At 63.1% G+C, this 24,032-nt stretch carries 27 protein-coding genes and 1 riboswitch; of the genes, 20 read left to right on the forward strand and 7 right to left on the reverse strand.

All coding sequences use genetic code 11. The annotated features are described in order from the left end of the window. Positions 1-41: 41 nt before the first annotated feature. Together NW855_RS06560 and NW855_RS06565 are read left to right on the forward strand one after the other, a co-directional pair. Positions 42-1,652, forward strand: coding sequence for a DUF255 domain-containing protein (locus tag NW855_RS06560; RefSeq protein WP_414508560.1), 1,611 nt, complete (start codon positions 42-44; stop codon positions 1,650-1,652). Then, positions 1,649-2,314, forward strand: a complete 666-nt coding sequence (locus tag NW855_RS06565; RefSeq protein ID WP_414508561.1) for a hypothetical protein — start codon at positions 1,649-1,651, stop codon at positions 2,312-2,314. Before NW855_RS06560 ends, NW855_RS06565 begins: the two co-directional genes overlap by 4 nt. 8 nt (positions 2,315-2,322) lie before the next feature. Here NW855_RS06565 and NW855_RS06570 read toward each other — a convergent pair whose 3' ends face one another. Next, positions 2,323-3,075: a prepilin-type N-terminal cleavage/methylation domain-containing protein gene (locus NW855_RS06570; RefSeq protein ID WP_414508562.1), complete on the reverse strand. Its 753-nt coding sequence runs from the start codon at positions 3,073-3,075 to the stop codon at positions 2,323-2,325. 132 nt (positions 3,076-3,207) lie between these two features. Next, a riboswitch (cobalamin riboswitch) is annotated at positions 3,208-3,389 on the reverse strand. A 15-nt stretch (positions 3,390-3,404) separates the two neighbouring features. On the opposite strand from NW855_RS06570, the gene prmC reads away from it, so the two are divergent. Further along, a complete protein-coding gene (prmC, locus tag NW855_RS06575; RefSeq protein ID WP_414508563.1) occupies positions 3,405-4,346 on the forward strand; it encodes a peptide chain release factor N(5)-glutamine methyltransferase in 942 nt (313 codons plus the stop codon). 7 nt (positions 4,347-4,353) lie between these two features. Here prmC and NW855_RS06580 read toward each other — a convergent pair whose 3' ends face one another. Together NW855_RS06580 and glyQ are read right to left on the reverse strand one after the other, a co-directional pair. Then, positions 4,354-4,944, reverse strand: a complete 591-nt coding sequence (locus NW855_RS06580; protein ID WP_414508564.1) for a sigma-70 family RNA polymerase sigma factor — start codon at positions 4,942-4,944, stop codon at positions 4,354-4,356. Between the two features lie 221 nt (positions 4,945-5,165). Next, complete coding sequence (gene glyQ, locus NW855_RS06585; RefSeq protein WP_414508625.1) at positions 5,166-6,062, reverse strand: glycine--tRNA ligase subunit alpha; 897 nt, start codon at positions 6,060-6,062, stop codon at positions 5,166-5,168. A 40-nt stretch (positions 6,063-6,102) separates the two neighbouring features. On the opposite strand from glyQ, the gene NW855_RS06590 reads away from it, so the two are divergent. The 10 genes from NW855_RS06590 (at position 6,103) to NW855_RS06635 (ending at position 13,805) form a co-directional block, all read left to right on the forward strand. Next, positions 6,103-6,759, forward strand: a complete 657-nt coding sequence (locus NW855_RS06590) for a site-2 protease family protein (protein WP_414508565.1) — start codon at positions 6,103-6,105, stop codon at positions 6,757-6,759. A 17-nt stretch (positions 6,760-6,776) separates the two neighbouring features. Continuing rightward, positions 6,777-8,021: a 2,3-bisphosphoglycerate-independent phosphoglycerate mutase gene (locus tag NW855_RS06595; protein ID WP_414508566.1), complete on the forward strand. Its 1,245-nt coding sequence runs from the start codon at positions 6,777-6,779 to the stop codon at positions 8,019-8,021. Between the two features lie 44 nt (positions 8,022-8,065). Continuing rightward, complete coding sequence (gene secE, locus NW855_RS06600; RefSeq protein WP_414508567.1) at positions 8,066-8,308, forward strand: preprotein translocase subunit SecE; 243 nt, start codon at positions 8,066-8,068, stop codon at positions 8,306-8,308. A gap of 20 nt (positions 8,309-8,328) precedes the next feature. Further along, complete coding sequence (gene nusG, locus NW855_RS06605; protein WP_414508568.1) at positions 8,329-8,859, forward strand: transcription termination/antitermination protein NusG; 531 nt, start codon at positions 8,329-8,331, stop codon at positions 8,857-8,859. An 11-nt stretch (positions 8,860-8,870) separates the two neighbouring features. Further along, the gene (rplK, locus tag NW855_RS06610) at positions 8,871-9,296 is read left to right on the forward strand and encodes a 50S ribosomal protein L11 (protein WP_414508569.1); all 426 of its coding nucleotides are present in this window, start codon (positions 8,871-8,873) and stop codon (positions 9,294-9,296) included. A gap of 51 nt (positions 9,297-9,347) precedes the next feature. Then, on the forward strand, positions 9,348-10,097 hold the full coding sequence (gene rplA / locus NW855_RS06615) for a 50S ribosomal protein L1 (RefSeq protein ID WP_414508570.1): 750 nt from the start codon (positions 9,348-9,350) through the stop codon (positions 10,095-10,097). A 65-nt stretch (positions 10,098-10,162) separates the two neighbouring features. Then, positions 10,163-11,677: an ATP-binding protein gene (locus NW855_RS06620; RefSeq protein ID WP_414508571.1), complete on the forward strand. Its 1,515-nt coding sequence runs from the start codon at positions 10,163-10,165 to the stop codon at positions 11,675-11,677. 16 nt (positions 11,678-11,693) lie between these two features. Beyond that, the gene (locus NW855_RS06625) at positions 11,694-12,725 is read left to right on the forward strand and encodes an ROK family protein (protein WP_414508572.1); all 1,032 of its coding nucleotides are present in this window, start codon (positions 11,694-11,696) and stop codon (positions 12,723-12,725) included. After that, positions 12,722-12,940, forward strand: a complete 219-nt coding sequence (locus NW855_RS06630) for a hypothetical protein (protein ID WP_414508573.1) — start codon at positions 12,722-12,724, stop codon at positions 12,938-12,940. Before NW855_RS06625 ends, NW855_RS06630 begins: the two co-directional genes overlap by 4 nt. A 61-nt stretch (positions 12,941-13,001) precedes the next feature. Continuing rightward, positions 13,002-13,805 carry a DUF3800 domain-containing protein gene (locus NW855_RS06635; protein WP_414508574.1) on the forward strand — a complete coding sequence of 268 codons (804 nt, stop codon included), beginning with the start codon at positions 13,002-13,004 and terminating at the stop codon, positions 13,803-13,805. Positions 13,806-13,966: 161 nt separating this feature from the next. On the opposite strand, the gene NW855_RS06640 is transcribed toward NW855_RS06635, so the two are convergent. After that, positions 13,967-14,173 carry a hypothetical protein gene (locus tag NW855_RS06640; RefSeq protein WP_414508575.1) on the reverse strand — a complete coding sequence of 69 codons (207 nt, stop codon included), beginning with the start codon at positions 14,171-14,173 and terminating at the stop codon, positions 13,967-13,969. A gap of 74 nt (positions 14,174-14,247) precedes the next feature. Further along, positions 14,248-14,763, reverse strand: coding sequence for a hypothetical protein (locus tag NW855_RS06645; RefSeq protein WP_414508576.1), 516 nt, complete (start codon positions 14,761-14,763; stop codon positions 14,248-14,250). Between the two features lie 177 nt (positions 14,764-14,940). On the opposite strand from NW855_RS06645, the gene NW855_RS06650 reads away from it, so the two are divergent. Continuing rightward, entirely contained in the window at positions 14,941-15,195 is a 255-nt protein-coding gene (locus NW855_RS06650) for a DUF433 domain-containing protein (protein ID WP_414508577.1), read from the forward strand. Positions 15,196-15,199: 4 nt separating this feature from the next. Continuing rightward, positions 15,200-15,517 carry a hypothetical protein gene (locus NW855_RS06655; RefSeq protein ID WP_414508578.1) on the forward strand — a complete coding sequence of 106 codons (318 nt, stop codon included), beginning with the start codon at positions 15,200-15,202 and terminating at the stop codon, positions 15,515-15,517. Positions 15,518-15,597: 80 nt separating this feature from the next. Here NW855_RS06655 and NW855_RS06660 read toward each other — a convergent pair whose 3' ends face one another. Then, positions 15,598-16,305: a hypothetical protein gene (locus tag NW855_RS06660; protein ID WP_414508579.1), complete on the reverse strand. Its 708-nt coding sequence runs from the start codon at positions 16,303-16,305 to the stop codon at positions 15,598-15,600. 200 nt (positions 16,306-16,505) lie between these two features. Here NW855_RS06660 and NW855_RS06665 point away from each other — a divergent pair, with 200 nt between their 5' ends. From NW855_RS06665 to NW855_RS06680, 4 genes are read left to right on the forward strand one after another with little or no spacing between them, the layout of a single operon-like run. Continuing rightward, positions 16,506-16,793 carry a hypothetical protein gene (locus NW855_RS06665; protein WP_414508580.1) on the forward strand — a complete coding sequence of 96 codons (288 nt, stop codon included), beginning with the start codon at positions 16,506-16,508 and terminating at the stop codon, positions 16,791-16,793. Then, the gene (locus NW855_RS06670; RefSeq protein WP_414508581.1) at positions 16,768-17,181 is read left to right on the forward strand and encodes a type II toxin-antitoxin system VapC family toxin; all 414 of its coding nucleotides are present in this window, start codon (positions 16,768-16,770) and stop codon (positions 17,179-17,181) included. Before NW855_RS06665 ends, NW855_RS06670 begins: the two co-directional genes overlap by 26 nt. Before the next feature lie 49 nt (positions 17,182-17,230). Then, positions 17,231-17,713: a hypothetical protein gene (locus NW855_RS06675; RefSeq protein ID WP_414508582.1), complete on the forward strand. Its 483-nt coding sequence runs from the start codon at positions 17,231-17,233 to the stop codon at positions 17,711-17,713. Continuing rightward, on the forward strand, positions 17,713-19,581 hold the full coding sequence (locus tag NW855_RS06680; protein ID WP_414508583.1) for a type ISP restriction/modification enzyme: 1,869 nt from the start codon (positions 17,713-17,715) through the stop codon (positions 19,579-19,581). Before NW855_RS06675 ends, NW855_RS06680 begins: the two co-directional genes overlap by 1 nt. Positions 19,582-20,469: 888 nt before the next feature. Here NW855_RS06680 and NW855_RS06685 read toward each other — a convergent pair. Continuing rightward, the gene (locus tag NW855_RS06685; RefSeq protein WP_414508584.1) at positions 20,470-22,755 is read right to left on the reverse strand and encodes a DUF255 domain-containing protein; all 2,286 of its coding nucleotides are present in this window, start codon (positions 22,753-22,755) and stop codon (positions 20,470-20,472) included. 53 nt (positions 22,756-22,808) lie between these two features. Here NW855_RS06685 and NW855_RS06690 point away from each other — a divergent pair, with 53 nt between their 5' ends. Next, on the forward strand, positions 22,809-23,984 hold the full coding sequence (locus tag NW855_RS06690; protein WP_414508585.1) for a thiolase family protein: 1,176 nt from the start codon (positions 22,809-22,811) through the stop codon (positions 23,982-23,984). Positions 23,985-24,032: the final 48 nt, after the last annotated feature.

Genomic DNA, 24,032 nt, shown 5'->3' on the forward strand with positions numbered 1-24,032 from the left:
AGCGGTACGCGCCGCGCTTCGCGGTTCTCAGCGGCGTGTGCATGCTGATGGTGCTGCTGGCGTGGCTGGGCATCAATCTGCGCGGGCTGGAGCGCGCGCAGCACCCGAACGCCCTCCAAAACTGCTCCGAAACCTACCTGCGCAGCGGGCAGTACCAACTGGTAAACTGGCTGCCGTGCAGCGAGGATGCCTTCCGACGCGCTCAGCAGCGCGACCGCTTGGTGCTGATGGAGCTGGGCGCGTACTGGTCAGGGCGATGCCAGCGGTTGGGCAGCGAGGCGTTCTCCGATTCGGGCGTGGCGGACTTGATTAACCGCGAGTTCGTCGCCGTCAAGATTGACGCGGACGCGATGCCCAAGCGGGCGCGATACTTGCGGCAGTTGGCGCAGCTGATGGGCGCGCCCGACCGCTATCCCATCGTCGCGTGGTTCACGCCCGACGGCAAGCCGATCCGCGCCGTTGCGCCCGACACCCGCGCCGAGCTGATGCGCCACTTGGAGGAGCTGAGCCAGATGTACCGCACGCGCCCTGCGCAGGTGCAGCAGATGGCGGAGCAGCTCGGTAAGGCATGGGACGCCCGCTGGGCGCGTTCGGCGCGCGCGGCGACCGTTTCGGACGCGACGGAAGCGTTCCTGACCGCGCTGCCCCAGCTGCCGACCGAGCCGACCGATACGCCGCCACAGTTCCACCTTGCCCACTTGGAGACGCTGCTGGCGCTGGCGGAGCGCGGCGACATCACAGCGCAGGAGACGCTGTTTGCCCGACTACGCGCCCTGCGCGACAGCCCCTACTGGGACGCCGAGCGCAAGACCGTCGCTGCGCTCCGCGACGGGATTGACCCTGAAGGCAAGCCGACGGGCGGGGCGCGTCTGATTGAGCATGCCCGCCTGCTAAGCCTCTATAGCCGCGCCGCGCGCCTTGACCCCGAACTTGGCAGCGTTGCGCACGAACTGGCGGACGGGCTGCGCACGCAGTTCTATCGCGAGCGACCTGCGGGCTTTGTTGCCGCGCTCGCCCCGCCGAAACTGCGCATCGCCATCGCGCAGGGCAAAGGGCTGCCCCAAACCGACCCGACGCTGTTCGCGGACGCGAACGCCTATGCCATCCTCGCGCTGGCCGACTACGCTGAGACCTTCGGGACGCTCGACCCGCAGGCGCACTGGGCGCGTCAGACCGCCCCGCGCGTGCTGGAGACGCTGCGCGCGATGCGCACCCTGCGCGGCGACCTGTACCGCAGCGCGACGCGCACAAACAGCGACTGGATGCCTGACCTCGCGCTGGTCGCCCGCGCCGCCGTCCGCGTGCATCGCCTGCAACCCAACCCGCGCGCGTTGCAACTCGCCGAGCAACTGCTGCAGCGCGTCTGGCGCGACTACGCCGACCCGACAGGCGGCTTCTACGACGCCTCGCAGAGCAAGCAGTGGGGCAACTTCAAGGTCGTGCCTGTGCGCGTCGGCAGCGACGACGCTGACCTGCCCGCCGACAACGCGCTGCTCGCGCTGGCGATGTACGAGTACGCCGAAGCCTCTGGCGATACGCGCTGGCGGGAACGCGCCCTGCAACTGCTGCAGACGCTCGGCGGCGACTACGACCCTGCACAACCGCTCGCCTACGCAGGGTACACTCAGGCACTGGCGCGAATCCAACCATGAGCCAAGTGTTGTTGGGACGCACGAATCGGTATGTGTTCCCCGTGTGGGCGCGGGGGCATCTCACGGGCGACGGCTCGGCGGAGGCGCGCGCCGAACGCTTGATGGACGCGCTGCTCGCCTCGCCGATTGAGACGCTCGACATCTCGCCTGCGCCCGCCCTATGGGGGCGGTTCCTGCGCGAGCGGGCGAATCGGCTCCAAATCGCTGTCGCGACGCCGACGAACCTGCTGCTGCACGCCCCCGACGCCCGCATCGCGGCGAACCTCCTGCAGTCGCACATCATCGAGACGCTCTGCGCCGTCGGACGCACGCACATCGACTACTACTTCCTAAGCCTGCACGAGACGCCAAACGAAATGCAACTGAGCGGTGCGCTGGAGGCGTTGGAACTGGCGCGTCAGGAGGGGCAAATCGGCGCAATCGGGCTGGCGGCGTATGGCGCGCCGTTGGCGATTCTCGCGCTCTGGCGCACCCGCGACGCCTTCGAGGTCGCCCTGCTGCCCGACGAGGCGGAACGGCTGCAGACGCTGCTGCCCGAAGCGCACGCTCGACGCGCAGGGGTCGTCGTGCTGAGTGAAGCCAATCGCCTGCCCGACAAGGGACAGGTCATGCTGAGCCCCATCGAGCAGGCGATTGCGCTGGCGTCCGCACTCCACAAGTAGACGCTGCCCTACTCCAAGTCCATCAGCTCGTCGGTCTGGGGGTTGCCGTCGCGATCGATGTTGCCCAGATTATAGCGACGGTGCGGTTCGTAGGTCGCCTCCGTGCGCAGGACGGGCTTGAACGCCTTCGCGTGTCCATCGCACCACAGCACATTCCCCATGCTGTTGTGCCGCCCGTGGAAGGTCGGATTGTTGTAGGAGGGCGGTTCGAGGAAGCCTGTGCCCTCGAAGGCGGGCGCGCCTGCGCCCCAAGTGCGCCACTGCGCCGAATCTGCCAGCCATGCGGTCTCGGCAGGGCTATTGATTTGCGCCAGCGCGACCGCTATCGGCGTGTAGGTCGGCGGCTGCATCGGGCTGAGGTACACATAGTTGTAGCCATAGCCCAGCAACCCGTACTGGTAGGCGCGACTCTCGCGGAACGAGGGACACGCCTGAATCTCCGCGTTGCGCATGTACGGATACAGGAAACTGCGCTGCGTGTCCAGTCGCTGGTTCTGGCGATCCACATAGCCCCACCAGTAGTGCGACCAGTCGTCGTAGGCGATGGGGAACAGCCGCTCGTCGTAGTCTTGGGCGTACATCAAGCCTGCGGTTCCGATTTGGCGCAGGTTGCTCAAACACGAGGTCTGACGCGCTTTTTCGCGCGCCTGAGCAAACACGGGGAACAAGATCGCCGCCAGAATGGCGATGATCGCAATCACGACCAGCAGTTCAATCAGCGTGAAGCCGCTGTTGCGGCGCGTTTGGTGTGTGTATCGCATCGGTTCATCCCTCCACATAGGCGTTGCGCTCTGTGGTCGGGACGAAGGCTTGCGTAGCAGCGCCCGCCGCTGGAGGCGTCCAGCCGCAGGCGAGTGCTTACGCGCGCTCTTTCGCCCAACCCGCGAGGCGAAACGAGCGAGACACGGCTGAACCGGTCTTCGGGCTTCTGGATCGTTCTACTGGCGACGCCTTCCCAGCCGAAGCCAGTGGCATATCGTCGCGTTCGTCCCCAGTCACCGCTGCGCGTCAGCGTCGGATTTGCACCGACTTCCCGTACATTCAGCCGCCGCGAACTCGTTTGCCGAAGCGGAGGTATTATACCGCGCCGATGACCGTTCGCGAGGCGATTGCACGGGTAGGGGCGCGGTTGCAGGCGGCGGGGCTATCCGAGCCGCTTCGGGAGGCGCAGGCGTTGATTGCAGCGTGCTTGGGCTGGGAGCGTGCGCGGCTAATCGCCCACCCCGACGCGCGTTTGTCGGCGCGGCAGGTGCAGCGACTGGAGTGTTGGGCGCGCCGTCGCGCCGCGCGCGAGCCGCTGGCGTACCTCACGCGCCGCGCGTGGTTCTACGGGCTGGAGCTTATCGTCGGGCGCGGCGCGCTCATCCCCCGACCCGAAACGGAACTGCTGGTGGAGGTGTTTCTGGGGTGGGCAGGTAGCCTACCCCCCTCCGTAAGGTTCCCCCCGCTTCGCGAGGGGAACCGACCCGACTCGGTTCCCCCTGCCCGCAGGGGGAACCTGAAGGGGGGGGTCTCTTGCTCACCAATCCTCGTAGATGCAGGCACAGGCACGGGCGCCGTTGCGCTGGCGTGCCTGACGCACGCCCCGCACTGGCGTGGGCTTGGGACTGACCGCAGTCGGCGTGCGCTGCGCTTGGCGCAGGCGAACCGCCGCGCGCTGGGGCTACAGTCGCGCCTGATGTTGGTGCAAGGCGACTGGCTGCGCGGGCTACGCACAGGCGCGGTGGACGCGGTGCTCAGCAACCCGCCGTATGTGCTGCCCGACGAGTGGGACGCGCTTCAGCCCGAAATCACGCGCTACGAGCCAAAAGGCGCGCTGCTGGTTCCTGCGGACGACCCGATGCGCCCGTATCGTCGGATTGCACAGGGCGCGCGTTGGGCGTTGCGTTCAGGCGGCTTGCTCGCGTTTGAGACCAGCCCGCGCCTTGCGCCGCTATTAGCCGAGCAGCTGCCTGTGTGGGGCTTCGCCCAGCCCCGCATTGAGCGCGACTACACAGGCGCGATGCGCGTCGTGTGGGCGGTTCGGGGATAGGCTCGGTTCAGCGACACTCGCGGCTGCGCCGACGCGCCTTGCGCTTGATGCGCGCCAGCGCGTTGTCCACCGCTTTCGGCGAGCAGCCCAGCCGCTCGGCAATCTCGCGATAGGTCAGCTGCTGCTGGTACAAGGCGACCACCTGCGTCTCCAGCGGGCTGAGCTGCGTCGTGAGGAACTCCCGCTGCCGTTGCGCCGTCTCGCGCTCGCTGAGCTGCTCGTAGAGGTTCTGGCGCGGGTCAGGCAACTGCTCCAGCCACGCTTGTCCATCCGCTTCGTCCGACAGGCTGACTGCAGGCACTGCCCACCGTTGCGCCCGCTTCAGTTCCGAGAGAATCTGCCGTCGAATGCACACCCGCGCGAACGCCGCGAAGCCCGCCTTGCGCTGCGGGTCAAAACACAGCACCGCGCGCCACAGCCCCATCAGCGCAATTTGGCACATATCTTCAGGCTCATAACTGGGCACAAAGAACCGTCCCGCCACGCTCTGCGCTAGCGGACGGAACAGCGTCAGCACCTGTTCCGCCGCGCGCTCGTCCCCCTGCTGCGCCCGCAACACCAATTCGTCTGCCGATAAATACTCACAATACGGCTCCATCGTGCGCTCACCTACCCTATTATAGCCCAATTTCGATACCAATGGGGGTCGGAACCTCGAAGTTCCGACCCCTCCATCCGCTTTCAACCGTTCCTGCAGGTCGGCATCGTCCACGAGGCGGTCGCTGTTCACAGCGGCAGCGCGCTGCACAGACCAAATCCGATGCGTCGCATAAGCGTCTCTCCGTTCACAAGGCTATTATACCTCGATTCGGGGGATGCCTACTTCCCCTTCAGTCCGACGCGCCACTCTTTTTGCAGCAGCGGGAAGCCCTCCGCCTCGCGCTTTTCGAGGTGCTTGAGACAGCACGCCCGTGAGAGGGCGCGAATGCGCTGAATATAACTCGCCCGCTCCGTGACCGAGATACTGCCCCGCGCATCGAGCAGATTGAAGATATGCGAACACTTCAGTGCGAGGTCAAACGCGGGATGCACATAGCCCAGTTCGGCAATCCGTGCGCTCTCCGCCTCGTACATCTCGAACAGTTTGAAGAGCATCTCGGTGTCGGCATGCTCGAAGTTGTAGTAGTTATGCTCCAGTTCGGCTTGGTAGTCCACATCGGCGTAGGAGATGCCGCGGCTCCACTCCAGTTCCCAGACGCTGTTTTTCTTTTGCAAGAGCATCGCGAGCCGTTCGGGACCGTAGGTGATTTCGGCGCACACGGGGTCGCACTCGATACCGCCGACCTGCTGGAAGTAGGTGAACTGGGTGATCTCTGTGCCGTTGAGCCACACTTCCCAACCGACGCCCGACGCGCCGAGCGTGGGGGCTTCCCAGTCGTCCTCCACGAAGCGGATGTCGTGTTCGCTCGGGTCGATTCCAATCGCGCGCAGGCTCTCCAAGTAGACATCGACCACATCGTCGGGCGACGGCTTGAGGATGACCTGATACTGATAGTAGTGCTGCAGGCGCATCGGATTGCGGGCGTAGCGTCCGTCGGCGGGTCGACGGCTGGGCTGCACATACGCCACATACCACGGCTCAGGTCCCAGCGCGCGCAGCGTCGTGGCGGGCGCCATCGTACCCGCGCCTACCTCCACATCGTACGGCTGCACAATCAAGCACCCGTAGTCCGCCCAAAACTGCTCCAGCCGAAACAGCAACTCCTGAAAGGTCATAGGCGCGATAAGTATACCTCGCAGGGTATACTCCCGCCCGATGTTCGACTTGGAGACGCTCATCAGTGCGGTCATCTGGATACTGGCGATTCTGCTCAGTTTGGCGGTACACGAGTACGCGCACGCCAAATACGCCGACTGGGCGGGCGACCCGACGCCGCGCAGTCAAGGGCGCGTGACGCTGAACCCGATTGCGCACTTAGACCCGCTGGGCACGATTCTGATTATATTCATGGCGTTTTCGGGCTACGGCATCGGCTGGGGCAAGCCCGTGCCCGTCAACCCGGGCTATTTTCGCAGCCCGCGCCGCGACTGGGTGCTGTGCGCTTTTTGGGGACCGCTGTCGAACATCATCCTGGCGGTGATTTTCGCTATTCCCCTGCGCCTGATGCTGGCGTCGGGCGAACGGCTGCCTGACAGTGTGTTTGTTGACTTCACGCTCTCGATGGTGCTGGCGAACATCGGGCTGGCGATTTTCAACATGATTCCGCTGCATCCGCTGGACGGCTCAAAGGTGCTGTCGGGGGTGTTTCCCGACATTTACGACCGCCGCTACTGGGGCTTTCAGATGGTGTACGGACCGATAATTCTGTTCGGCTCGATTCTGATTCTGCCGCTGATTGGCTTGCCGAACCCGTTGCGCTTTATTCTGTTGCCCGCGCGTGAGTTTCTGGTGGACTTGCTGCTTGGCATATAGGTATACTTGCGAGTGCTATGGCGCGTGCGTTATACAAGGGACTGCTGTTGATTGCGGACGGTCTGGGCGACCGTCCTGTGCCTGAGATGGGCAGCAAGACGCCGTTGGAGTACGCGGCGACGCCGACTTTGGATCGGCTGGCGCGCGAGGGCGAGTGCGGACTGATGGACCCGATTGCGCCGGGCATTCGCGCTGGCTCCGACACAGCGCACTTGGCGATTCTGGGCTACGACCCGTATCGGGTGTATCAGGGGCGCGGACCGTTTGAGGCGCTGGGAATTGGCATGGAGGTGCGCGGGGGCGATGTCGCGCTGCGCTGCAACTTCAGCACAGTGGACGCCGAGATGCGCGTGATTGACCGTCGTGCGGGGCGCATTACGGAGGGCACGCGCGAACTGGCAGAAGCCGTAAACGGCGTCGAAATCGAGGGTGTGCAGTGCTTTTTCAAGGAGTCGGTGGCGCATCGGGGCGCGCTGGTGCTGCGCGGCGAGGGGCTGAGCCACCGAATCACCGATGTTGACCCGCACGCGGAGGGCGAACCGATTCACGAGGCGCGCCCGTTAGACCCCGACGACCCCGCCGCTGTGCGCACGGCGCAGGTGGTGAACGCCTTCGTGCGCCTGAGTTATGAGCGGCTGAACGACCACCCTGTGAACCGCGCGCGTCGGGAGCAGGGGCTGCCCCCCGCGAACATCATCCTGCCGCGCGGGGCAGGCGTTGCGCCGCACCTGGAGCCGTTCCCCCAAAAACACGGCATGACCGCCGTTGCGGTGGTGGAGACGGGGCTGATTCGCGGCATCGCGCGGTTCGTCGGGATGGACACGCTCGACGCGCCAGGCGCAACCGGCGGCGTCGACACCAACTACGCCAGTATCGCCGATACGCTCGCCCGCGCCCTGCAGCAGTACGACTTCGTGCTGTGCAATGTGAAGGCGCCCGACCTGTGCGGGCACGACCGCAACCCGCACCTCAAAACGCAGGTGATTGAGCGAATTGACGGCTTGGTCGCGCGGCTGCTGGAGGGCTATCGCGAGCCGTTTTATCTGGTCTTCACGGGCGACCACTCGACGCCATGCTCGGTGGGCGACCATTCGGGCGACCCTGTGCCTGTGTTATTGCACGGACCTGACCTGCGCGGCGACGAGGTGCTGCGCTTCCACGAGTACGCCTGCGCGCGCGGCGCACTCGGACGCCTGCGCGGGGGCGACCTCATCCCCATCCTGACGCAACTGATGGGCGTGCAGGAAAAATTCGGCGCGTAGTCGGGTATACTTAACTCCCGACGCTGACGGAGAGGCAATAACCGATGGCATCGACGAAAACGCAAACGGAACGCCCTGGTCTGGTCGCGCGGCTGCGCAACTGGTTCCACGACATCGTGGCAGAGTTGCGCCGCGTTACCAAGCCCACGCCCGAAGAGACGACACAGATGATGCTGGTGGTCATCGGCTTCGTGCTGGTGGTCGCTATCTGGTTCGCGGTTTGGGACACTGCGCTGACCTATGTGACGCAACGCATCGAGGCGTGGGTCGACACAATTGGGCGTTGAGGGAAGCAACGATGATAGGCATGGCGCGAACAGCGTGGTATGTCGTGCGCACGCTGGTAGGACACGAAAACAAGGTGAAGTTCGCCATCGAAAAGCGCGCGGCGGCGAAGGGGCTAAGCGACCGCATCTTTCAGGTGCTCATCCCGACCGAGCAGGAGGTGCGCACCAAAGGCGGCAAAAAGCAGACCATCACGCGTCGGGTGTTTCCTGGCTATGTGCTGGTCGAGATGACTTTAGACGACGAGACTTGGACGCTGGTGCGCACGACGCCGGGCGTCACGGGCTTCGTCGAATCGGGCGGCAAGCCGGTGCCTCTATCCCCCGAAGAGGTGGAGGAGATCAAGCGCTCCATTCTGGAGAGCAAGGAGCGCCCGCGCATCGCCTTCTCGCCCGGCGACACCGTGCGCGTGATCGAAGGCGCGTTCGCCGACTTCAACGGCAAAGTGGAAAGCGTCGACGCCGAACGCAGTAAGGTCAAGATTCTGATTAACATCTTCGGGCGCGAGACGCCTGTGGAACTGGAAGTCGACCAGGTAGAGAAAATCAGTTAGGAGGCGTATCTATGGCGAAAGAGGTAATTAATGTGGTGAAGTTGAACCTGCCTGCGGGTGCGGCGACGCCCGCGCCCCCTGTGGGACCCGCGCTCGGTCAGGCAGGGGTCAACATTATGGAGTTTGTGAAGGCGTTCAACGAGCGCACCGCCAGCATGAAAGGCTCCACGCTGCCTGTGGAGATCACGGTCTACAAAGACCGCACCTTCACCTTCATCGTGAAGCAGCCGCTGGCGTCGGACTTGATCAAGCAAGCCGCGGGCATCCCGTCAGGCTCGGCGAACCCCTTGCGCAACAAGGTCGGCAGAATCACGCGCCAGCAACTGCGCGAAATCGCCGAGCGCAAGATGCCCGACCTGAACGCCAACGATATCGAAGCGGCGATGCGCATCATCGCGGGCACCGCGCGCTCGATGGGCGTCGAAATCGTCGACTAACGCAACCCAGTGGCAGGGGCAATCGCTCCGCTACGACCACAGGAGGCAACTATGAGAGGACGCACAATCAAGAAGAAGCAGCGCCACAGCGAACGCTACATGCAAGCGGTCAAGGCGCTTGGCAACGGACAGCAGACCTACTCGCCGATTGAGGCGATTCGCAAGGTGAAGCAGACCGCCACCGCCAAGTTCGATGAGGCGGTCGATATGGCGGTGAACTTGGGCGTCGACCCGCGCAAGAGCGACCAGATGGTGCGCGGCGTGGTGAACCTGCCGCACGGCACGGGCAAAAAGCAAAAAGTGCTCGTGTTCGCCAAGGGCGAGCAGGCGGACGCCGCGCGCGAAGCGGGCGCGGATATGGTCGGCGCAGAGGACATCGTCGAACAGGTGCAGAAGGGCTGGAAGGGCTGGAAGAACTTCGACCTCATCGTCGCGGGGCAAGACATGATGCCCATCATCAGCCGTATCGGTGGCGTGCTGAAAGCGCGCATGCCCAACCCCAAGTCGGGCACGGTCTCGCCCAACCCCGCCAAAGTGGTGCAGGAGATCAAGCAAGCCTCGCGCGTGGAGTACCGCGTCGACAAGGCAGGCATCGTGCATATGCCCATCGGGCGCGCCTCCTTCAGCGAGGAACAACTGCTGGAGAACATGCTGGTCGCGCTGAACGCCTTGCTGAAGGCGAAGCCCGCGACCTCCAAAGGACGCTACCTGCAGAAAATCACCCTCTCCAGCACGATGGGTCCTGGCGTGCAGGTCGATGTGAACGAGGCGCAACGCTTGGCAGAGCAGGTGAAGGGTTAACCGTTCGCATCATCGTACCTCTGAACCGCCCGCCCACACTGTCGTGGGTGGGTATTCTTTTATGTGTGAAATCCCACACTTCAGGTGAAGACACGCTGTTTGGCGTTGTGCTGCCCGCAGAGTTGGAGCAGTTTGTGTGGGACGCCAACCCGTGGTGGCACGGTCAGCCAATGCGCCCGCTGCCACGCTATCGGCGTTGGCTGTTCCCCACCGTGCTGAAGCGGTTGCAGAGTCCCCTTGCGCCTGTTGTTGCGCTACGCGGGGCGCGGCAGGTCGGCAAAACAACGCTACAGCTGCAGATTATCGAGCAGTTGCTGGGTGAAGGCGTCGCCCCGCAACGGCTGTTCCGGGTGCAATTCGACGAACTCCCAACGCTGAAGGGATTTCAACAGCCGATTCTGACGCTGTGCCGCTGGTTCCAGTCGCGCGTGCTGCAGGGCAGTTTCAACGAGTGGGCGCAACGCGGCGAGCCTGTCTACATCTTTCTGGACGAGGTGCAGAACCTGCCCGACTGGTCGGCGCAGGTGAAAGCGTTGGTGGATCATCACGCCGTGCGCGTGCTGCTGACAGGCAGCTCCGCGCTGCGGATTGAGTATGGGCGCGAGAGCCTCGCAGGGCGCATCACGACAGTAGAGTTGGGACCACTGCTGCTGCGGGAGATTGCCGAGTTGACAGGGATAGGCGCGATTCCGTCGCTTGCGCCTGAAAACGGGCTGGACGCGCTGCGGCAACAGGCGTTTTGGCGGGAGTTGCGCGAGGCGGGTCAGCAGCATGCGCCCGCACGCGATCAAGCGTTCGAGGTGTACGCCGAGCGCGGGGGCTACCCCTTCGCTTACGCCCAGCCGCTGCCCGACTGGGAGATGCTCGCCGAACACCTGAACGAGACGATTATTCGGCGCGTGCTGCAGCACGACTTGCGCGTAGGCGAGCGCGGGCGCAGGCGCGACCCCGTGCTGCTGGAGATGCTCTTCCGTCTGGCGTGTCGCTACGCGGGTCAAGCCCCCAGTCCAACGCACTACCTGCGCGAACTTCAGGAGACGACGCAGGCGAACATCGGCTGGCAGCGCGCACTTGCCTACCTGCGCTTTCTCAACGACAGCCTGCTGATTCGCCTGATTGAGCCGTTGGAGATACGGCTCAAGCGGCGCAAGTCGCAGCCGAAGGTGTGCCTGTGCGACCACAGCCTACGCGCGAGTTGGCTGCGTGAAATCGTGCCTTTCACCCCCAACGCGCTGCGCGAGCAGCCCGACCAAGCTTCGCTTGCAGGACACCTCGCCGAGAGCATCGTCGGCTTTTTCCTCAGCGGTATCCCGAACCTGAACCTCAACTGGTACCCCGAACGCGGCGTGGAGCCAGAGGTGGACTTCGTGCTAACCGTCGGCGACTACCGCATCCCGATTGAGGTGAAGTACCGCCAGCGGATCGACCCGCACCGCGACACGCTTGGGCTGCGCGCGTTTCTGGAAAAGACCGCCAACAATGCGCCGTTTGGGCTACTTATCACGCTGCAGGACGGCGTGGAAATTCCTGACCCGCGCATCGTCGCCCTGCCACTCAGCACGCTGCTGCTGATGCGGTGAGGTATACTCCCCGCCGATGGCGACGGCAGTTGTGGGCGTGGACTTGGGCGGGACGAATGTGCGTGCGGCGGTGGTCGGGCGCGACGGGACGCTGCTCGCCCCGCCTGTGCAGTACCCCTCCCGCGCACAGGAAGGCTTCGCAATCACGCTGGAGCAGATTACGCTTGCCATCCGCGAGGCGATTGCGACGGCAGGCGTCAGCCCCGCGATGATTGGCATGGCAGTGCCTGGACACATCGACGCGACGCGTGGGGTGGTGCGCTGGGCGCCGAACTTTGGCGAAATGCGCGGCGAGGTGTTCGAGGTGTGGCGCGATGTGCCGCTGGGGGACGCTGTGCAGGCGCGGCTGAACCTACCCATTGTGATGGGCAACGACGCGAACCTTGCCGCGCTGGGCGAATACTACTACGGCGTCGGGCGCGGGATGGCGCGCGGGCTGGTGATGCTCACGCTCGGCACAGGCATCGGCGGCGGCGTGGTGCTGACCCGCCATCAGGTGCAGGGCAACGCGCACTGGGACGGCGGCGTGCTGCTGGTGGGTCTCAGCGGCGGCGCGGGCGAACTGGGGCACACCATCATCAACTTCGCGGGATCGCGCTGCGGATGCGGCGCACGGGGCTGCATCGAGGCATACGCCCGACGCGACGCGATTGTCGAACTCGCGCGCGAACAGGCGCGGCGCAACCCCAACAGCCTGCTGAACCGCCTCACGGAGGGCGACCCCGCCAAAATCACCCCCGCGCTGGTCAGCGAAGCCGCCGCGCAGGGCGACCCGACCGCGCTCGCCATCTGGCGCGAGGTGGGCTACTACCTGGGGATTGCGGTGGCGAACCTGATTAGCGTGTTCAACCCCGAAATCGTCGCCATCGGCGGGCAGATTGCCAAAGCGGGCGCGCCGCTGTTTGAGGCGATTCACGCCGCCGTGCGCGACTACGCGCTGCCGACCCTGCTGGAAGACTGCCGCGTCGTGCCCGCCGAGCGGATTGAAGACGCAGGCATTCTGGGCGGAGCCGCGCTCGCATGGCAAGCGGTGGAGGCGCGCCGATGAAATACCGCATGCACAAGCGCGTCGAGACCAAACCCGACGGACGCAAAATCTACTACTACACCTTCGAGCCTGTGGAGACGAAGGCTATGCACGCGCATTTGGAGGCATCAGGGCATCTCCCCCCAACGCCCAAAGAAGTTCTGGAACGCATCGAGGCAGAACGCGCCTGTCGGAAGAAGGAGATGCCAGAGCGTGCAGAAACGCATCTGCCTTGATAGCGAGACCATTACCTACCCACCTGTAAATACCTGAGCCCAATAGGGTACAATATACGGTATGTGTAGCAGACGCTTCATCGCATATGTTGACGAATCTGGCGACGAAGGTATGAAGTTTGAGAAGGGCAGCCCGAAATGGTTTGTTCTTAGTGCTGTGGTTGTTCCGAACGAACCACAATCGCAACAAAAGTCGCGCCAGCTTATCGAAGAAGCGCGTGATGCCATCAATCGCGAACGGCATGAGCAGCACAGGATACCTCACAAAAAACCTCTTCACTTCCGAGACCTGAAGCATGACGACCGCAAATTCTTCTCTATGAAGATAGGTCAGATTGAAGAGATTGGCACAGTTAGCGTCCTGTGCCACAAGCCCAGTCTGCGTTCACAGATACAAGACCGCTTGTATAACTATCTTCTTCGTTTCCTTGTGGAGAGAGTAGCCCGCTATTGCTACGCCCAGTCAGGAAACAACCAAGTGCTTCCGAAACTGAAGCTGGTCCTCTCGAACAGAGGAGGGCTAAAGCAATCGGCAGTGAACGAATATTTTCATCGTGTATGGTACGATGACACAGCCAAAGAGATAGTTATAGAGCAGAGCGCAATTCTGGAAGATATCTTGGTGCAATCTTCGGGCAAAGCTATGGGGCTTCAGTTAGCTGACGCCGTAGCCAGCAGTTATTTTTACAGTGTGGAGCCGAACCGATACGGAATGGTAGAGACGGCATACTTACGCCTCATTATCCCACGCGCTTATCGTCATAACCATAGGTTGATAGGGCATGGTGTAAAACTTTTTCCTAACGACGCCCAGCATCAGCTGCCTGAAGAGACAAAAACAATCATCGCGGGTCCCGGGCTGTAGGATCCCACCGCGTTACGCGGCTGCCGCCCGTTCGGACGACCTACAGTGGCTCCCAGCGCGGACCCGCGACCATATTATACCACATTGTACCATGCGAGATGCACTTCAGACAACCCCAAGTGGATTGCATTAGGGACGCACGCACTGATTGCTATCCCACTTTAGCGGGTATTATGCGGGACGATGAGACGGCTGAGAGTGCGCGGCGTGTTGGTCTCGCCCGACACCGTGCAGTTTCGCCAGCCACTACCGCTGCCCGATGGGTCAGAGGTGGAGGTTCTGGCACAAGAGCCGACCACCCGAGGTTCCTTGCCGCTGATGCTCGCGACTTTGGAGCGATTCACACGCGGCTGGAGGCGGCTGGGCATCGCCCCTCAACGCCCGAAGAGGTACGCGCCAGTGTTGAATAACGCGCCAAAAAAATCCTCCGAAAAAGAGCTACCTATTGTTGACTGCCAAACAACCGAAGCATCTCGCGCTGCTGTTCTGTGAGGGTCAGAAGCGGATTTCTCGGCTGGGGGTAAATTTCTGCAGCGTTCCACGACGCGCGTGGCGGGTCAGGCGATTGCACGATTGTGGACTGGTCAAAAAGGTACACATAGTCAATCACGAAAGGACGCTTTCTGCCCTTCGACGACGCAGCAGACGCGCGGGGTCCTGTCAGCACAAGATAGAAGTCGGCGAGGTATTTGGGAGGCGTGCTGGTGTAAAGCAGCCCGCCCTCATCCAGCGCGAGATACTTAATCTCCACCGACCGCCCCGCCAAAGCGCCGCTTCGGAAGTAGCCGTCCGCGCCGGGGTTCGTTTTGGAGCTGCACAGTTCGATGTCGAAGATTATCGCTGCGATATATTCGCTGATGTGCCCTTTCTCGGCAGGTCGCCCGATGAGGTCAGCAATCGCGTCGTCGATTCGATTCCGCTGTCGTATCAGTTCCGCCAATTGCTGTAGTTGTTCCATCCCTCTCCGCCTCCGCAGGCATAATGTACCTCAAAGAGCAGCTTTTGGGCGTGCGCTATCCTACTCCCTCGGCGGCACGCGCACCAGCAGGTAGCCGAACTTCCCGCCAGAAGCGACGCTGCCCCGACAACTCCCAACGCGGCAGTAGACCGCTCCACAGGGTAGAATCAGGGCGCAATGTCAAAAATAGCATGCTCTCAGTCCCTTCGCGAGCTGACTTGGGTTGACCCTGATAGGGTGAGCGGCGCGCTGTGCTTTCGCGATACGCGCGTGCCTGTGGCGCTGCTGTTCGAATACTTAGCGGCGGGCGATTCGCTGGAGGAGTTCCTACAGGGGTTCCCCACCGTGCGCCGCGAGCAGGCGGTCGGCGTACTGCAATGGGTCGCCCAGTACCTCACGGGCTTGACGGATGAGGCGTCTCTTGCTGGATGAGTGCGTGGACTGGCGGCTGAAGCGATACTTCAGCCCCGAATACGAGGTACGCGCCGTTCACGAGATGGGCTGGCAAGGAGTGCGCAACAGCGAGCTGTTGCAACTTGCGTCGCAGGCGTTCGATGTTCTTATCACTGTGGATAAACGCTTACCTGAGCAGCACGACTTATCGCGATACTCTCTGTCGGTTGTCGTGATTCGTGCGCCTAACAACCGACTGGCAACTCTGGCTCGAGCCGTTCCCTTGATAGAAGCAAAACTTGCAGCGCTGCGAGTAGGAGAAGCCATCGTTGTCGAGGTGGACGATAGAGGAACTGGCTAACCCGCAAAGCAGTTCTCCGTCTTGGATGGACACCTGCACTGCGCGCGCCAGCTGAGGACTCAGGCAGTCCTGAAGGTTCGCTACCCACTCGGCGGCACGCGCACCAATAGGTAGCGGAACTTCCCATGATCGATCCTGCTTCCCCTAAGGGGCTTTGCCAACGGAGGTGCGAGTTCGGAGTAATCGCGCCATTGAAATCTGTAGCCCCAGCGAAGAACAATTGGATGCTTACGACCCTTAACATCGCTTGCCGTCGCTCGTTCACCCCAAGTAAGCACTTCACCGCCAGCAATAGTTCTGTTGTCGTGAAGCTGGAAAGCGTAGTCCTTTGCGTTTTCATCGTTGAGTTTATTCCAGTAGTTCTGGTCATTCGTAAGTAGAATCGCATAGCCCACTGCTTCAGGACAGTGTTGCGTGCATTCTGCTACCCAAGTTTCTATTCGCGTGATGTCTTTGAGAAAGTCATACCGTCCCCACTCACGCGCCTGGTCGCAAAGGTCGTAAGTTTCGTGCTCTCCTTCAGCGATTTGTACCTGCGCATGCAGCGAGCGGGGTAGGTACTTGAGTTCCAGAAAAAGGACACAACCTTCGCAAGACGCGAGTATGTCCACACGGGGTCTACCCTTAGAGATTACAGGCGTTTCTAATCGAAGCCTGAGGTGAGGGCGCTTCTGCTGCATTTTGAACGCCAGTGCAAACTGAAAATCGCCCTCCGAATGGAACACGGGTCGCTTGCGGCTGAGTTCCGCGAGGATACGCTCCACATCCGCCGTTTGCAGTAGACTCATCCCTCTTCGCCTCCGTAGCGTGTGTCGGCGCGCCGCCCGTTCGAACGACCTACCGTGCCTCCCAGCGCAGACCCGCAACCACACTATTGCACTACACTATACTATACCATGCGAGATGCGCTTCAGACAACCCTAAGTAGATTGCACTGTGGACGAATGCGCTGATTGCTATCCCACTCCAGTGGGTATCATGCGGGACGATGAGACGGATGAGAGTGCGCGGTGTGTTGGTATCGCCTGACACCGTGCGGTTGCACCAGCCGCTGCCGCTACCCGATGGGTCAGAGGTGGAGGTTCTGGCGGAATCGCCGCTCGCGCGAGGCTCCTTGCCGCTTATGCTCGCAACTTTGGAAGCGATTCACGCGCGGCTGGAGGCGGCTGGGCATCGCCCACCCACCCCCGAAGAGGTACTGGAACGCATCGAGGCAGAACGCGCCAGTTGGGAAAAGGAGATGCAAGAGAATGGAGAAACGCATCTACTTGGATAGCAACACTATCATCTATCTGGTGGAAAACACGATAAAGAAACCCTCCGTACTGTCGGCACTCGCTCAGTATTCAGGCTACACGCTTTGCTCTTCTGCACTTGCGCTAATGGAGTGCCTGGTGAAACCCTTGCAAAGCAATAATCAGCTGCTTGTTGCTGCCTACGATGCGTATTTCCAGACCTTGCTACTCATTCCAAGCTACCTCGGAGTGTTTCGCCGCGCAGCTGAAATCAGGGCGTTGACAAACCTGCGCACTCCCGATGCACTCCACCTTGCATATGCTTCTACGGGAAGATGTGAACTAATCATTACGGGCGACCAGAAGTTGGCAACAGTGTGGAATCAGAAGCGTCCTTTGCCATTCCCTATCAGCGCGGTGCTTGTTTAGGCACGACCAAATCCTGTTCCCCCACCTCATCAGGTACACTCTCTCCCGCATGCACGCGCTGGTAGACTACCTGGGACACCTGCGCACAGTCGCGCAGCAGCCCCACGCAACGGGCGAGCTGTCCTATCACGGTGCGCTGGAGCGACTCCTGCGCACGCTGCGCCCGAACCTGACCCTCGTTCACGAGCCGACGCGCACCGTCGTCGGGCGACCCGACTTCGCCATCCTCCACCAGCACGCGCCCGTCGGCTATGTGGAAGCGGAAGCCTACGCCGCCGACCTCGATAACCTGCCTCCACACGCCAAAGCCCAAACCGACGCCTTCCGCCAGCACCTGGAGAACTTCCTGCTGTTTCAATCCTCACCCGCCCGTGGGAGCGGGTGCAATGTGGGCAGACTACGCCCGCCAGCGGCTGTTGCCCCGCCTGTTCGGCTTTGTTTCAACCCTCACCCGCCTGTGGGGGCGGATGCGTCATCAGTATACCCTGCGGGATACAAGATTCCTGCCAGTTTTGGCTTGCTCCGCGACTGATGCTCATCGTCCACAAAATCAACGCACTGGACCCTGCCGTCAAGACCTCCGAACTGCTGCTGGGCGAGTTCATCACCCGCGAAGCCAACGAAGCCGCCGAAGTCAAACGCGAGAAACCCATCCTCGTCGTGCTGGGCAATCCCCCCTACAGCGGACACTCCGCCAACCGCAGCTATGTCGAGGTGAGCGAGACCATCGGCGGACGCACCCGCAAACGCAAACAGCCCACATGGATCGGCAAACTCCTCGAAGACTACAAGCAGGTGGACGGGCAACCACTTCGAGAAAGACAGCAGAAGTGGCTGCAGGACGACTATGTGAAGTTCATTCGCTTCGCCGAGTGGCGGATTGAGCAGACGGGGCAGGGCGTCGTGGCGTTCATCACCAACCACGCCTACTTGGACAATCCGACCTTTCGCGGGATGCGGGCGCACCTACTGCGCACCTTCCAGCGGCTGTATATCGTGAACCTGCACGGCAACGCCCGCCGCAAAGAGCGCGCCCCCAACGGTAGCCCCGACGAAAACCTGTTCGACATCCAGCAGGGGGTCGCCATCCTGATTGCCATCCGCAACCCCAACAACTTCGCCGAGCCTGCGGAGAGCGCGCCCGTGTGGTACTGCGATGTGTGGGGTTCGCGGGAGGCGAAGTACGACTTGCTGCGCGAGGCGACGCTGGAGAGCATCCGATGGACGCCGCTGACGCCCCGCGCGCCGATGTACCTGTTCGTGCCCCAAGACGCCGCGCACGAGGCGGAGTACCTGCAGGGCTGGCGCATTCCCGATATCTTCCTTGAGCATAGCACGGGCACTTTTACCGCGCGCGACGGGCTGACCATCCACCGCACGCCCGACGCCGTGTGGCGCACGGTGTGTGAGTTCGTAGCGATGGAGCCTGAAAGAGCGCGGGAGCGGTTTCATCTGGGCACAGATTCCGTGAGCGGCTGGTCAGTTGCCCGCGCCCAGCAGGACTTGCGCGAGGCAGGCGTGCCCAACGAGTCGGCAAAGGTGCATATCACGCCCATCCTCTATCGCCCGTTCGATGTGCGCTACACCTTCTACACAGGCAAGTCGAGCGGTTTTCACCTGCGTCCTCGCTACGGAGTAATGCGCCACCTGTTGGCGGGGGAGAATGTGGCGTTGGTGGTGGGGCGTGCGGGGGCTGCCACAGGCGACGAGGAGTGGAATATCGTGTTTGTGGCGCAGCAGCCTGTGGACTTGAACATCTTTCGGCGCGGTGGGGGCGAGGTGTATCCGCTGTGCCTGCTGCCCGATACGGCGGGTGCGCAGAAGGCGTTGTTGCCTCACGAGGGGTGCGAAGCGAACCTCAACGCAGAGTATCTGCAGGCGTTGGCGGGCGTGCTGGGGCACGAGCCTACGCCCGAGTCGGTGCTGGGCTACCTGTACGCGGTGTTGCACAGCCCTGCCTATCGGGCGCGGTACGCCGAGTTTCTCAAGCGGGACTTTCCGCGCGTGCCGTTGCCTCCCGACAAGGCGACCTTCGACGCACTGGCGCAGCTGGGGGGCGCGCTAATCGACCTGCACCTGCTGCGCGACCCTGCGCTAAACACGCCGTCGTGCAAGTATCCCGTTGCGGGCGACCATCGCGTCGAGCGCGTCAAGTACGACGAGAAGGCGAAGCGCGTGTGGATTAACGGGGCGCAGTATTTCGAGCCTGTGCCGCCCGAGGTGTGGGCGTATCGGGTGGGCGGCTATCAGGTGTGCCACAAATGGCTGGACGACCGCAAGGGCGCCGTGCTGTCGCTGGACGAGCGGCTGACCTATCAGAAGATGATCACCGCGCTGAAGCGCACGCTGGCGTTGCAGGCGCAGATTGACGCGCTGGCGTGCGCGGCGTGGGGGTGGTGAGATATACAAACTGCGTAAGCAGAGGTTGTAGTTGCCCCCCTCCTTAAGGTTCCCCCCGCTTCGCGAGGGGAACCGCGTGGGGCGCAGGTTCGAGTTCCCCCGCTTCGCGAGGGGAACCGCCCCCCTTAAAGGGGTAGGTTTTTTGCTGGCATGCCTGCCCGCTAAGCTGCCGAGCAAGGGGTTACTGCTTCCATGCGAGCGAGACGCTCGCGCTCCCAGTACGCGCTGCGCTGGGAACGCGGGCGTCCCGCCCGCAATCCCGACCACGCGAGAAAAAAACCTACCCCTTTAAGGAACCGCCCCCTCGGTTCCCCCTGCCTACAGGGGGAACCTGCAGGAGGAGGTACACTGTTTCGTTGTGCCCCGCTTCGCGAGAGGAATCAAGCCCTTCGGTTCCCCCTGCCTGCAGGGGGAACCTGCAGGAGCTGACAAGGGTACAACGGCTTGGCACGGAATCTCTGCAGCAGGGGCTGTTTTTCCCAGCGCAAGCGTGAACGGGCAGGCGCGCTGTATTGCCCTCACCCCCTTTGTCCCCCTCTCCCGCGAGGCGGGAGAGGGGGAACGCGCTGCAGGGCGCACTGCCGCGCGCTCCTACACCCCTCTCCCACAGCGTGGGAGAGGGGCTGGGGGTGAGGGCAAAAAGTGGGCGCCCCCTGCCCACAGCGAACCCAAGCGATGTACCCTTATCAGACCTGCAGGAGGGTGTCGTCAACTACCGTTTCTTGTGAACTTTGGTGCAGCGATCGTGTAAGGGCGAACGGTGTTCGCCCCACATTCACGCGCGGGGGGTTCTGAGGGCGCACCGCCGTGCGCCCCTACGACTGTGGGCGCAGCGGTTCCCCCCACATTCACGCGCGAGGGGTTCTGAGGGCGCACCGCCGTGCGCCCCTACGACTGCGGGCGCAGGCTGAGCGGCATCAGGTAGACGCGCTCGACGGGCAAGCCGCACTCGGTGTCGGTGCAAGGCTGGTAGCGCACGAAAATCCGCGCGAAGCCGTCCGACGGTTCGCCGTCGCCAATCTCCAGCACGGGCACAATCGCCTGCGCCATCCCCGTGTAGCCCTCGATGACCTCGCTGCCTGCCTGAATCTGCTGGGGGGACGACCAAATCGGCGCGCCCAAGCGCAACGGCAGGTCGGTCGTCACCTCCACGGTGGTCGGCACGCGCTCTGCCTGCGGGCGACTGGAGTTGATGTGCCAGCCCTCCTCGATCTCGAACACCACGAGCAAGCCTTCGGGCATCGGAACGATTTGCACCTGCACGGGACCCGCTTCTTCCTCGTCGCCGTCCATTTCGAGGGTCGGCATGCTGAGGTCGGGCATCTCCAGCGTCTCGCCCTCCAGTTGCAGGTAGCCGTACAGCAGGCTGTCGCCTGCGGTGGGCGCGCGCTGCAGGATGCCCCAGCAGCTGTCCAGCGTCTCGGCGGCGAGTTGCGCGTACCGCTGGCTGCGTGTCGGGTCATCGACGGTCAGCGCGGTACTCAGTGCCGCCAGAAATTGCACCGCTGCGCCATTGCCCGACGGCATCGCGCGGTCTTGGTACGACTTGACGGGCATAATCAGCAGGTCGTGCGCGGGGTCGGTCGTGAAAAAGCCGCCGTACTCGCGGTCGTGGAAGCGTTCGATCATCTGGTCGGCGACGGCGACGGCGCGCTCCAGCCACTGCGGCTCCAGCGTCAAGCCGTAGAGTTCCATCAGCCCCATGCCGTAGAAGGCGTAATCGGTCAGGTAGGCGGGGATGCTCGCCTCGCCGTCGCGGTAGCGGTGCAGCAGCCTGCCGTTAGAGTCGCGCAGGCGTTGCCAGACGAACTCGGCTGCCTCCTGCGCCGCTTGCGTGTACGGCTCGCGATGCGCTTCCAGCACATCGGCGGCGTAAGCGAGCGCCCAAATCGCCAGCCCGTTCCAATCGGTCAGCACCTTGTCGTCGCGCATGGGCGCGTGGCGCGTCTGGCGGGCGACCAGCAGCCGTGCACGGATGTCGCGTAGCCGCTCCTCCAGCGCCGCAGGCTCTACGCCAAGTTCCTCCGCGTGCGCTTCCAGCGGGCGCGTCAGGTGCGGGATGTTGCGCCCTGTCGGCTGGCGAGTCGCTTCCTCGCGGTAGTTGCCTTCGGGTTGAATCTCGTACACCTTGCAGAACAGGTCTGCCTCATCGCGCGGCAAAATCTCGTACAGTTCGCGCTCCGTCCAGGTGTAGTAGTGCCCCTCGCCTTCGGGGGTGTCGGCGTCGAGCGCGCTGGCGAACGCGCCGTCAGGGGTGCGCATCTCGCGCAGCATCCAATCCAGCGTGCGCACGGCGATGTCGGCGTAGAACTCGTCGCCTGTGAGCGCGTAGGCGTGCGCATACGCCCAGCCGAGCTGCGCGTTGTCGTAGAGCATCTTCTCGAAGTGGGGCAGCAGCCAGCGTTCGTCGGTCGAGTAGCGATGGAACCCCCCGCCGATGTGGTCGAAGATTCCGCCCATCGCCATCGTGGTCATAGTCATGAGCGCCATGCCCGCACAGTCGGTATCGTCCCACTCCGCGCCGAGCGTCAGCAACACGGGCAGCGCGGTGCTGGGTGGGAATTTCGGTGCGCCGCCGAACCCGCCGTAAATGGGGTCAAACCCTTCCAGCATCTGCGCTTTGTAGGCGCGGAAGATGCTGGGGCTGCGCTCGCCCCGCAGCGACTGGTGGCGCATCGCCACGAGTTGCTCCAGCTCCGCCTTCAGCTCGGCAGCGGCGGCAAGCACCTGCCCGCGATTGGTTCGCCACACGCCCGCCACGCGCGCAAGGATGTCGGCGAACGCATGCGGCGGGTAGTATGTGCCCCCGTAGAACGGGTAGCCGTCGGGCGTCAGGAACACCGACAGCGGCCAGCCCGCGTGCCCCGCCATCAGTTGCACCGCGCTGATGTAAATCTCGTCTACATCGGGGCGCTCCTCGCGATCTACCTTGATGCTCACAAAGTACTGATTCAGCAGGTCGGCAATCGCGGGGTTTTCGAACGACTCGCGCTCCATCACATGGCACCAGTGGCACGACGAGTAGCCGATGGAGAGGAAGATGGGCTTGTCTTCCACACGCGCCTTGAAAAACGCCTCCGCCCCCCACGGATACCAGTCCACAGGATTATAGGCGTGCTGTAGCAGGTACGGGCTTTTCTCGTCGATTAGTCGGTTCGGTTTGCGTATGAGCATCGGTATCGCCTCGGCTATAGGATACCTGATGATTGCGGGTACACTATGCCACTATGCAAGCCGTGTATGTGGTTGCTGCGGTACGAACAGCGATTGGCAAGGCGCCGCGTGGGAGTTTGCGCAACACGCGCCCCGATGACCTCGCCGCGTTCGCCATTCAAGGCGCACTCGCGCGCGTGCCGCAACTGGAGCCGAAGCAGATCGAAGATGTCGTGCTGGGATGCGCCGTGCCCGAAGCCGAGCAGGGCATGAATGTCGCCCGAATCGCCGTGCTACGCGCGGGGCTGCCCGTCGATGTGCCCGCCGCGACGGTGAACCGCATGTGCGCTTCGGGACTGGAAGCCATCGCCATCATCGCCCAACGCATCATGACCGAGCAAATCGATGTCGGCGTTGCAGGCGGCACGGAGAGCATGTCGATGGTGCCGATGGAAGGGCATGTGTTCCGCCCGAACCCGTACCTGACCCAGCACTACCCCGACGCCTACCTGGGCATGGGCATGACGACCGAGAACCTCGTAGCCGAGCATGGCATCACGCGCGAGGAAGCCGACCAGTTCGCGCTGGAGAGCCACCAGAAAGCGCTGCGGGCGCAAGCCGAGGGCGCGTTCGACGGCGAAATCGTGCCCGTCGAGGTTCACGAGAAGGTCGTCAAGGACGGCACGGTTCACGAGAACCGCTTCATCTTTGACCGCGACGAGGGTCCCCGCGCTGACACCAGCATGGAGGCACTGGCGAAACTCAAGCCTGTGTTCAAGGCGGACGGCACAGTGACGGCGGGCAACGCCTCGCAGCGCAGCGACGGTGCAGCGGCGGTCGTGCTGATGAGCGAGCGGATGGTGAACCAACTCGGTGTGCAGCCGCTGGCGCGCTTCGTCGGCTACGCGGTCGCGGGCGTGCCCCCAGAGACGATGGGCATCGGTCCCGCCTACGCCATCCCCAAACTGCTGCAACGCTTCGGCAAGAGCGTCGACGACATCGACCTGTTCGAAATCAACGAGGCGTTCGCGGCGCAGGTGCTGGCGGTGCTGCGCCAGTTGCCGATTCCGCGCGAGAAGCTGAATGTGAACGGCGGGGCAGTCGCGCTGGGGCATCCGCTGGGCGCGACGGGTTCGCGCATGACCGCCACTTTGCTGAACGCGCTGGGCAAGCGCGGCGGCAAGTGGGGCGTGGTCAGCATGTGCGTCGGTGGCGGCATGGGCGCAGCAGGGCTGTTCGAGCGGGTGTAATACCAACAGCGTCGCCAAAGTTCACAATTGCCCCCCTCCGTAGGTTCC

The organism is Synechococcus sp. RC10B2 (genome assembly GCF_047502635.1).